The sequence below is a fragment of the Polynucleobacter sp. 39-46-10 genome (genome assembly GCF_002282275.1).
Genome location: NZ_NCJB01000107.1, coordinates 1 through 9,908 on the forward strand (window position 1 = coordinate 1; position 9,908 = coordinate 9,908).

Consider the following 9,908-nt stretch of genomic DNA (forward strand, 5'->3'; position numbering starts at 1 on the left):
AAAAGATTTCATTAATTAACCTCAACTGGAGTTATTAGTAATGGCAAAAGCCCCAATGCGTGTTGCAGTCACCGGTGCAGCCGGTCAAATCGGTTATTCACTACTCTTTCGCATCGCCAATGGCGACTTATTAGGCAAAGATCAGCCAGTAATCCTCCAGTTGCTAGAAATTCCAGATGAAAAAGCGCAAAAGGCCCTCACAGGTGTCATGATGGAATTAGAAGATTGTGCTTTCCCATTGCTAGCCGGAATGACAGCCCACTCTGATCCAATGACAGCATTTAAGGATATTGATGTTGCTTTGTTGGTTGGCGCACGTCCACGTGGCCCAGGCATGGAGCGCAAAGATTTGCTATCAGCTAACGCACAGATTTTCACAGCTCAAGGCAAGGCATTGAATGCTGTGGCCAAGAAGACTGTGAAGGTATTGGTTGTTGGCAACCCAGCAAATACCAATGCTTATATCGCCATGAAATCTGCTCCAGATATTCCTGCGAAGAATTTCACAGCAATGTTGCGCTTGGATCACAACCGTGCACTCTCACAATTAGCCAACAAGCTGAACAAGCCCGTTGCCGACATCGAGAAATTAGTTGTTTGGGGTAACCACAGCCCAACCATGTACCCAGACTATCGCTTTGCAACGATTGATGGCAAGTCTGTAAAAGACAGTATCAATGATCCAACTTGGAATAAAGACACATTCATTCCTACAGTTGGCAAACGTGGCGCTGCCATTATTGATGCACGCGGCCTCTCTTCTGCAGCCTCTGCAGCTAATGCAGCGATCGATCATATTCGTGACTGGGTTCTTGGCACAAATGGTAAGTGGGTCACCATGGGTATTCCATCTAAGGGTGAGTACGGCATTCCTGCTGAAGTCATTTATGGCTACCCAGTAGTTTGCGAAAACGGCGAATACAAGATGGTTGAAGGTTTAGAAATTGATGAGTTCTCACGTGAACGCATGAACCACACTCTGAACGAATTGCTTGAAGAGCAAGCTGGCGTTAAGCATCTCCTCTCATAAGGATTTATACATATGAAGAAATCTCTTCTCATCGTTAGCTTAGCAACAGCTGGCCTCATAGGTTCAGTATCCGCCTTTGCTAATGAAGAAGTAACTGCTTGGACTTGTAGCGACAGCAAGCAATTCAAAACTTCAGGAACATTAGAAAAGATTCGCCTTACTTGGGAATCTAAGACTTTTGATTTGAAGCGTGAAAATTCTTTGCCAGGTAGCCTGCGTTACAAGAACACCAATACTGGACACGATCTTGTAGTCTTGGGTAATAAGGCAATGCTTTTCAACATTAAATCCGGAACTCGTCTTGCTGACCTCTGCCAAACCGCAGAAATGAAGACAGGCAAGCTTCCTCACTTATTTGCTGACGCTGAACCATTTACGCAGAACTAAATGCAACTGCTTCAAAATAAAAGAGCCGAGAATTCCTCGGCTCTTTTATTAATATCTTGCGCATTTAAAGAATAGGGCTTGTCTTAGTGAAATAACGGTTGCTGTGTTGGTGCGTCATCGGGTAACTCTGCATGAACAGCGTCACCAGAACGATCCGGGAACAGTGGCGCTCCACAGTCATCACAAAGCTCAGGATCAAACAACATTGCATGGCGGAAAACATCCTCAACCCCTGCATCGCGAAGTGCGTCAGCAATCCGCTTCATTGGGCTTTCATCATCAGACAAATCATTTAGAGAATCATTGGCAACGCTCTCACGATCGTACAGCGGCCAAATGACACCATAAACCACTTCAGATGAGCCTTTTAAGCTAAACGAGATTCGATACTCATCGGCCTGATCTTCACCGAATGCTCCTACTACACAGGACAAAGCAGCGGGCAACACACCAAGAGTACTTTCAAGATAATTGACTGCAGCTCGAATACTTAATGGGCGCACTTGCTTATCAGCTAACCGACAGTTTGTAAAATATGCTTCTGGCAATAGAAGCTCAAATTCGCAACCGGGTAAGAGTGCGGCAACGGGTTCTTGCATAGTATTTTGCCAACCAATCAAGCTCACCCCGCGCTCTTGCCGCGTTGGGGCTTCGGCCTGCCAGCGGAACAGCGGTGATCCTGAAGGCGCAGCAACAGCTGCAATGATGAAGCGTGGATCAGCCAGTACGGCAATCGTCTCTGACATCTCGCGCAGCTCTAACTTAACCTCGCTTGCAGTTATAGCAGCGGCAGCCAAAGCCTCAGTCAGCAATCGTGTTTGGCAATGCGAATGTGGCATTTGGTCAATGCTATAGAGCCAAGGAACAATCGCTAAGCGCGCATCTGTGGAGGCAATTGAACTATGCAATGCAGCGGCAGTAGATTCAATAACCTTCACTGGGAGTACGCCTGAAGGAATTTGATAGCGGGTATGCGCAACGATTGGCAAAGCCAATAACAATACATCCCAATTTTGACCTTCATGCTCCATTGCCAAGGATTCAGCTAGCGTCTCAGCACAATCAGCAAGTACCTCGAAAGCTACGGTATTAATTCGAAACGTTTGATCTAGTGCAGCATCAATCACATTTTGATTCTGACTTTTGAGAAGACGCATTAAGCGGACATTTAAGCGCTCTTCCCAAAACTGATCTTCAGTATGACTGCCGGAGGCAGCCAAAGAAATAGCATCTGCTACCAAGCGCTCCACATCTGGGGAAGCGCGCTGCGAGGATTTAGTGCGATGAACTGCCATGATGCACTCTCCTACTTTCTTTCGGGACGTCTAAACAAGGGCTTCTCTGGCTTGGATTCAGAGGCAACATATTTGTAACCATCCAAATTAAAGCCCTTCAAATCTACTGGATCAGTAATACGATTCTCAACCACATAACGCGCCATTAAGCCCCTAGCTCGCTTGGCATAGAAGGAAATGATTTTGTACTTACCATCCTTGCCATCTTGAAAAACTGGAGAGATGACTGGGCAATCTAAGCTCTTCGCTTGCAGCACCTTGAAATACTCTTCAGAGGCTAAATTGAGGAGGACGGGCTTCTTTTGTTGCCCCAGAATCTTTTTCAATGAATCGGTCACGCGCTCACCCCAAAATGCATACAAATCTTTACCTCGGGCATTTTTGAACGAAGTACCCATCTCTAGGCGATAAGGCTGCATTAAATCTAGTGGGCGCAAAGCACCATATAGGCCGGACAGAATCCGAACATGATCTTGGGCAAACGCAATCGCCTTAGCATCCAGTGTCTGCACATCAAACCCATCATAGACATCGCCATCAAAGGCATAAATCGCTGGCTTGCTGTTTTCTTCTGTAAATTTCTTGGACCAATCGCGGTAACGCCCCATGTTCAGCACGGCTAACTGATCTGATAAACCCATTAGATTAGCGACTTCCTGAGGGGAAAGTTTCTTCAGATCAGCGATCAACTTAGCCGATTCCGAGACAAACTCCGGCAATGTAGGCGTCTTAACCTTTGCAGGTGTTTTGTAATCTAAGGATTTAGCGGGTGAAAGGACGATCAACATGGCACAATTTGAGTATGAATTTCTACCATTCTAGCGACTACCCAAGCTATTTGCCCTAAACCCCTTTCATGAGCCAAAACTCCGTTCAGCCACCAGTTTTTCCAAGTCGCCTACCCGCGGTGGGGACAACGGTATTCACAGTCATGTCGGCGCTTGCCTCAAAGCACCAGGCCATTAACTTGGGTCAAGGCTTTCCGGACTTCCCCTGTGATCGAGAACTCATTTCTCACGTCAATGCAGCAATGCTTGCCGATCACAATCAATATCCACCAATGACAGGAATTAAAGAGTTACGCCAAGGTATTGCACAGAAAATTGCTACTTTGTATAGCCATAACTACGACCCTGATACGGAGATCACAATTACCGCTGGTGGCACTCAAGGAATCATGACGGCCATACTGTCATGCGTCAGTCCAGGTGATGAAGTTGTCATCATTGAACCAGCCTACGACAGTTATCGCCCCTCAATTGAATTGGCTGGCGGTAGAGCGATTGCGGTATCTTTAATTGCTAATCGCGATGAGCAAGAATGTGTCGATTCATATTCGATCCCCTGGGATAATTTGACTAAGGCAATCAATCCAAAAACACGACTCATCATCATTAATACACCCCACAATCCAACCGGGATGATTTGGCAAAAGACGGATCTGGATCGATTGGCAAATTTAGTGAGGAACACTAATGCCCTCATCTTGAGCGATGAAGTCTACGAGCATATGGTGTTTGACGGACAGCATCATGCCAGCATTGCAAGCCATACTGAATTAGCAGCGCGCAGCTTTTTGATATCCAGTTTTGGTAAAACCTATCATGTGACCGGCTGGAAGCTGGGTTATGTGGCGGCGCCTGCAACGATGATGCAAGAGTTTCGCAAAGTGCATCAGTTCAACGTATTTACAGTGAATACCCCGATGCAATATGGCTTAGCCCAATATCTCAAGAATGCAGACCACTACCTTGGACTGGCATCCTTTTATCAAGCTAAGCGGGATTACTTTAGTGAGGGCCTGAAGCAAACTGGCTTCAAGTTATTGCCAGCACCGGCGACCTATTTTCAGTGTATCAATTACACCAAGCTGAACATAGCCCAAGCAAAAATGAACGAAGCCGATTTTTGCTCTTGGCTGACTACCGAAATTGGTGTGGCTGCCATTCCGGTATCTGCCTTCTACACTCATCCGGTTGACTCAGGCGTCATCCGTTTTTGCTTTGCTAAAAAAGAAGAAACGCTTTCAGCAGCTTTAGAGCGCTTACAAACACTATCAGAGGATTGATCATGGCAACAAGCAAACCCAATAAAAATATTATTGATGTTTACAGCTGGCCAACTCCAAATGGCCATAAGGTCCACATCATGCTTGAAGAGTGTGGGTATCAATTGGGTAAAGATTGGACTGCCCATCCAATTGACATTGGGGCTGGCGATCAATTCAAGGCTGAGTTCTTGGCGATTAGCCCAAACAACAAGATTCCAGCAATTACCGATCCCAATGGTCCTGATGGCAAACCCATCCATCTCTTCGAGTCCGGTGCAATCCTCCTTTACCTGGCAGCCAAAACAGGGAAGTTTTTGCCCAAATCTCCCCGGGGTAAATATGAAGTATTGCAATGGCTGATGTTTCAGATGGGTGGCCTAGGCCCGCTTTTAGGGCAAAACCATCACTTTAGACTCTATGCTCCAGAAAAAATTGACTATGCAATCACTCGCTACACTAATGAAGCTAAGCGCCTATATGGGGTGATCGATCGACAACTGACAGATAATCCTTACATTGCTGGAAAAAGTTACTCCATCGCTGATATCGCTATTTTTCCTTGGGCACGAAACTGGAAGAACCAAGGCATCGATATCAATGAGTTTCCGCATTTCAAACGCTGGTTTGAAATGATTGGTGAACGCCCTGCCGTAAAACGCGGCGTTGAAGTATTAACTGCATTACGTAAGCCCTTGCATGATGACAAAGCAAGAGAGCAATTATTTGGTTCATCACAGTATCAAAAAAGGAAATAGCATGAAGATTCAATCAATCGGAGTGATTGGTGCAGGCACGATGGGAAACGGTATTGCGCAAGTCTGTGCGGTAGCCGGTCTCGATGTCGTCATGGTTGATATCAGTGATGCCGCTGTTGAACGTGGCTTAAGTCAGATTAGCAAGAGCCTTGATCGCCTAGTTAAAAAAGAAACTCTAACGACTGAAGGTAAAAATGCCGCACTCAAGCGCATTAAAGCTAGCACCTCCTATGATGACTTCAGGGGGCTGCAATTAGTCATTGAAGCTGCTACCGAAAATCAAGCTATTAAAGAAAAGATTTTGAAGCAGGTCGATGAGATTGTCAGCAAAGAAACCATTATTGCCACGAATACCTCTTCGCTCTCCATCACGAAGCTAGCCGCCTTAGACTCCAATCCAAGCCGGTTTATTGGCATGCATTTTTTCAATCCACCACCAATGATGGCATTGGTTGAAGTCATTCGAGGTTTGCAAACCTCCGACGCAACCCACGCCGCCATTATTGAAATGGCTAAGCGTATTGGTAAAGAGCCCATCACCGTTAAGAACTCTCCTGGTTTTGTGGTGAACCGTATTTTGCTGCCAATGATTAATGAAGCCTTCTTTGTTCTTTACGAAGGCCTGGCTAGCCCTGAGGATATTGATGCTGGCATGAAATTGGGCTGCAACCAGCCCATTGGCCCATTGGCTTTAGCTGACCTCATCGGTCTTGATACATGCCTAGCGGTTATGGAAGTCTATTTTGAGAACTTCAGTGACTCGAAGTATCGCCCTTGCCCACTCCTTCGCGAGATGGTTGCTGCTGGCTACCTTGGTCGCAAAACTGGGCGCGGCGTCTACACCTACGATCAGTAATTTTCCAATCCATCGTCTATCAACCCAATTAAAGAAGTTTTTGTGAACCCATTACCACCCCTAGTTCGTAAATTAGCTTATGCCGGCCTGATTCCTTTTGTTGGCTTAGCCTTAATGGTGCAGCTAGCACCAACTCCACTCAATTATTTAAGCGCTGAATCGCTGGCTGGTTACGGTGCAGTAATTACTGCATTCATGGGTGCATTACATTGGGGCGCCAACTTACACACATTAGGTAAAGCACCTCCGGGAGACCGTTGGGAGGATCGCAATGCATGGATTTGGGGTGTGATACCAGCCTTGGTGGCCTGGGTTGCATTACATATTTACATCCCAGTAGGCTTGGTCATTTTGGCATCAGCATTGGTTATCCAACGCAATATCGATAAAGAAACTTACCAGTACTATTTTTCCAGCGAAGATACATTCAGTGCATTCATGACTATGCGCAATCGACTTACGATCGTTTCTGCTGGATGCTTAGTTTGGGCAGCTCTCGTTATTTTGTTTGTACAAAACTAATTCATTACCCATGGGCAATTTATTTGATCAAGCGCCTCCACCACCCTTAGCGGAAGCCTTGCGCCCAAAAAGTATTGAAGAAGTCATTGGGCAAGCACATCTTCTAGCCGCAGGTAAACCACTCAATTTTGCTTTTGCCTCGGGTAAGCCCCATTCGATGATTCTTTGGGGTCCGCCAGGGGTTGGCAAGACCACCCTAGCGAGACTTTCAGCAAAGGCTTTTGATCGAGAATTTATAGCGATATCAGCCGTTCTTGCCGGAGTAAAAGAAATTCGCGAAGCTATTGAGCAAGCACAGCAAAGCATGTCTCAATATGGTCGACAAACCATTCTGTTTGTAGATGAGATTCATCGCTTTAATAAAAGCCAACAAGATGCTTTGTTACCCCATGTTGAGTCCGGCCTGTTCACCTTTATTGGCGCCACCACTGAAAACCCCTCATTTGAGGTGAACTCAGCCCTACTCTCACGCGCTCAAGTCTATGTGCTGAAATCATTGAGTAACTTAGAGCTTAGACAATTGTTTGATCGAGCTCACGAATATGCAATGCTTGGTCTTGAGTTTGAATCAGCAGCCATTGATAGCCTGATTGCTCATGCAGATGGCGATGCTAGGCGATTACTAAACTTAGTTGAGCAAGTGCGTAATGCCGTCACAACACCAAACTCTCAGATCCAGAAAGTAGATCAGCAGTTCATTGAGAACGCTTTGACAGTTCAAGCTCGCCGATTTGATAAAGGTGGTGACCACTTCTATGATCAAATCTCTGCGCTACACAAATCAGTTCGCGGCTCGAATACAGATGCAGCCTTGTATTGGTTTTGCAGGATGTTGGATGGCGGTGCAGACCCCGGTCTTGCCGATCCTAGAGCAATGCAGTTGGCAAATGATGCTGCGCAAACCTTTGAGCGACTTGGCTCACCAGAGGGCGAGTTAGCCCTTGGACAAGCTGTCGTGTACTTGGCGATCGCCGCTAAAAGCAATGCAAGCTATAAGGCGTATAACGCAGCAAGAGCCTATGTTGCCAATGATCAGAGCAAACCAGTCCCAAATCATTTGCGCAACGCCCCCACCAAACTCATGAAAGAGTTAGGCCACGGCAAAGAATATCGTTATGCGCATGATGAGCCTCATGCCTATGCTGCTGGAGAGTCTTACTTGCCCGAAGGAATGGCAGAGCCACATTGGTATGAGCCTGTTGATAGGGGACTTGAGAGTCAGATTGCTGAAAAGATGGCTTTCTTGCGTAAGTTAGATTTGGAATCAAACAAAAAGTGACACAAGATCAGACTGACACAAAGACGATCAAAGGGACGTTTTATTACGACATTATTTCTCCATTTTCGTATTTTTATATCAAGCAACGTCATCGTCTTGAACAGCGTGTAGATATTCAGCCTGTACCAATCTTGTTGGGCGGACTTTTTCGTGCAACTGATAACCGTGGTCCTGGTGAGGTTGAAGCTAAGCGCCCTCACACCTATCAATACTGTGTATGGCTCGCTGAAAAGTTAGGCCTACCGTTTCGCTTTCCAGAGCACCATCCCTTTCTCACCGTTGCAGCACAACGATTACTAGTTCAGGAAAATGCCCAATGGGAAATGGTTGAGCGTGCCTTTGAGTATGTTTGGGTTGAGGGTAAAGACCCCAATTCATCTTGGTCAGAATTTTGCCAATACTTAGGCTTAGCATTAGATACGCAAAAACCAGATGCGCCAGAAATAAAAGCAAAGCTCGTTAGCAATACTCAAAGTGCAAAAGCAGATGGCGCATTTGGAGTGCCTACCCTAGTCATCAATGGCCATGCTTTTTGGGGTGTGGACACTATTGACTGGGTCTTGGATTATCTTGATAGGCCAGATATGTTCGAAGAAGCGGCTTATCGCTATGCAGGCCAAGTACCTTCTGGTCTTTGAGCAATACAATCATATCTACTCTTTTTTTATGCAATTTTTAAGGATCTCCACTATGCGCAAAATTATCGCCTTCCTATTTATGGTTTCTAGCTTAATTGCTAGCGCCGCAAGCTTTGCCAGCCCAAAAGTGGAATTCAAAACCACCATGGGTAGCTTTGTTGTTGAGTTAGATTCAGTCAAGGCGCCAAAAACCACTGCAAACTTTTTAAACTACGTAAATAGTGGTTTTTATAACGGCACAATTTTTCACCGTGTGATTGATGGCTTCATGATTCAAGGTGGAGGTTTTACTTCTGACTTGAATCAAAAGCCAACTAATGCACCGGTAGTTTCAGAAGCTCAAAATGGTCTCAAGAATCAGACTTACACCATTGCCATGGCGCGCACTTCTGACCCGGATTCAGCAACGGCCCAGTTCTTTATTAACGTTAAAGACAATGAAGGTTTGAATTATCCAAACGCGATGGGTAATGGATATACCGTATTTGGTAAAGTGATTTTTGGTACTCAAACCATTGATGCCATTCGCAAAATTCCCACTATGATTGCATCAGCACCAAAGATGGGTCGTATGTCCGACGTGCCTAGTAAGACCGTCACAATTGAGTCGGCTACTGTTTTAAAGTAATTTCAAACTGTATTTAGACTCGAACGGTCGCCAGCATGATATTGCTTGATGATGCACAAAGCAGTCATGCTGCGCCAAGTAGCCGTCTTTATGAAAAGGTGCTGCAGTGCTGGACCATCTACCCTCAGACAAAGTCCTCAGAAACGATTGCTGCGGTAGATGAATGCCTGAAAAGTATTAATATGGCATTGGCCCGCGGCGAATATGTTGTCGCGGCATTTGCTTATGAATTGGGTCTATACATTCATCAGATTGAGCGGCGGCCAGCCGAGGAAATGAAACTTCATCCCCTCGTGCAGGCTTGGTCTTTTAAATCCTATGAGAGCTTGAGCAAAGAGGATGTTGATAAGTTTATTCGAAATAGAATCGCTGCCCTAGAGCCTGATTCTCAAATCTCAGGTGTTGCTAGCCTGAATTTTTCCATTGATGAAGAGCAGTTCACCTCCGATATTGAAATTATTCAGGAGT

General features: G+C 45.7%; 11 protein-coding genes and 1 pseudogene. 10 read left to right on the plus strand and 2 right to left on the minus strand.

Going from position 1 to position 9,908, the window contains the following annotated elements; translation table 11 throughout:
* The first annotated feature begins 40 nt into the window (after window positions 1–40).
* Window positions 41–1,030, plus strand: a complete 990-nt coding sequence (locus tag B7X71_RS09635; protein ID WP_293596901.1) for a malate dehydrogenase — start codon at window positions 41–43, stop codon at window positions 1,028–1,030.
* Between the two features lie 12 nt (window positions 1,031–1,042).
* Window positions 1,043–1,417, plus strand: coding sequence for a hypothetical protein (locus B7X71_RS09640; protein ID WP_293596902.1), 375 nt, complete (start codon window positions 1,043–1,045; stop codon window positions 1,415–1,417).
* Between the two features lie 83 nt (window positions 1,418–1,500).
* Here B7X71_RS09640 and B7X71_RS09645 read toward each other — a convergent pair whose 3' ends face one another.
* Together B7X71_RS09645 and yaaA are read right to left on the minus strand one after the other, a co-directional pair.
* Entirely contained in the window at window positions 1,501–2,712 is a 1,212-nt protein-coding gene (locus tag B7X71_RS09645) for a DUF2863 family protein (RefSeq protein WP_293596903.1), read from the minus strand.
* Window positions 2,713–2,723: 11 nt separating this feature from the next.
* On the minus strand, window positions 2,724–3,500 hold the full coding sequence (gene yaaA, locus B7X71_RS09650) for a peroxide stress protein YaaA (RefSeq protein WP_293596904.1): 777 nt from the start codon (window positions 3,498–3,500) through the stop codon (window positions 2,724–2,726).
* A 68-nt stretch (window positions 3,501–3,568) separates the two neighbouring features.
* On the opposite strand from yaaA, the gene B7X71_RS09655 reads away from it, so the two are divergent.
* From B7X71_RS09655 to B7X71_RS09690, 8 genes and pseudogenes are all read left to right on the plus strand, one after another.
* Window positions 3,569–4,780: a methionine aminotransferase gene (locus B7X71_RS09655; RefSeq protein WP_293596905.1), complete on the plus strand. Its 1,212-nt coding sequence runs from the start codon at window positions 3,569–3,571 to the stop codon at window positions 4,778–4,780.
* Window positions 4,781–4,809: 29 nt separating this feature from the next.
* Entirely contained in the window at window positions 4,810–5,517 is a 708-nt protein-coding gene (locus B7X71_RS09660) for a glutathione binding-like protein (RefSeq protein WP_293596935.1), read from the plus strand.
* A gap of 1 nt (window position 5,518) precedes the next feature.
* Window positions 5,519–6,373, plus strand: coding sequence for a 3-hydroxybutyryl-CoA dehydrogenase (locus tag B7X71_RS09665; protein WP_293596906.1), 855 nt, complete (start codon window positions 5,519–5,521; stop codon window positions 6,371–6,373).
* A 42-nt stretch (window positions 6,374–6,415) separates the two neighbouring features.
* Window positions 6,416–6,895 (plus strand): DUF3429 domain-containing protein, encoded by a 480-nt coding sequence (locus B7X71_RS09670; RefSeq protein ID WP_293596907.1) that lies wholly within the window; start codon window positions 6,416–6,418, stop codon window positions 6,893–6,895.
* A gap of 10 nt (window positions 6,896–6,905) precedes the next feature.
* Entirely contained in the window at window positions 6,906–8,174 is a 1,269-nt protein-coding gene (locus B7X71_RS09675) for a replication-associated recombination protein A (protein ID WP_293600608.1), read from the plus strand.
* Window positions 8,171–8,812: a DsbA family protein gene (locus B7X71_RS09680; protein ID WP_293596909.1), complete on the plus strand. Its 642-nt coding sequence runs from the start codon at window positions 8,171–8,173 to the stop codon at window positions 8,810–8,812. Before B7X71_RS09675 ends, B7X71_RS09680 begins: the two co-directional genes overlap by 4 nt.
* Before the next feature lie 52 nt (window positions 8,813–8,864).
* Window positions 8,865–9,440 carry a peptidylprolyl isomerase gene (locus tag B7X71_RS09685; protein ID WP_293596910.1) on the plus strand — a complete coding sequence of 192 codons (576 nt, stop codon included), beginning with the start codon at window positions 8,865–8,867 and terminating at the stop codon, window positions 9,438–9,440.
* Window positions 9,441–9,475: 35 nt separating this feature from the next.
* Window positions 9,476–9,908, plus strand: a pseudogene (locus B7X71_RS09690) (bifunctional aminodeoxychorismate synthase component I/aminodeoxychorismate lyase); the annotation flags it as partial.

Bases quoted from the DNA above. Each gene is read 5' to 3' on its own strand.
- B7X71_RS09635 (WP_293596901.1), top strand. From the start codon at position 41: ATGGCAAAAGCCCCAATGCGTGTTGCAGTCACCGGTGCAGCCGGTCAA.
- B7X71_RS09640 (WP_293596902.1), top strand. From the start codon at position 1,043: ATGAAGAAATCTCTTCTCATCGTTAGCTTAGCAACAGCTGGCCTCATA.
- B7X71_RS09645 (WP_293596903.1), bottom strand. From the start codon at position 2,712: ATGGCAGTTCATCGCACTAAATCCTCGCAGCGCGCTTCCCCAGATGTG.
- yaaA (WP_293596904.1), bottom strand. From the start codon at position 3,500: ATGTTGATCGTCCTTTCACCCGCTAAATCCTTAGATTACAAAACACCT.
- B7X71_RS09655 (WP_293596905.1), top strand. From the start codon at position 3,569: ATGAGCCAAAACTCCGTTCAGCCACCAGTTTTTCCAAGTCGCCTACCC.
- B7X71_RS09665 (WP_293596906.1), top strand. From the start codon at position 5,519: ATGAAGATTCAATCAATCGGAGTGATTGGTGCAGGCACGATGGGAAAC.
- B7X71_RS09675 (WP_293600608.1), top strand. From the start codon at position 6,906: ATGGGCAATTTATTTGATCAAGCGCCTCCACCACCCTTAGCGGAAGCC.
- B7X71_RS09685 (WP_293596910.1), top strand. From the start codon at position 8,865: ATGCGCAAAATTATCGCCTTCCTATTTATGGTTTCTAGCTTAATTGCT.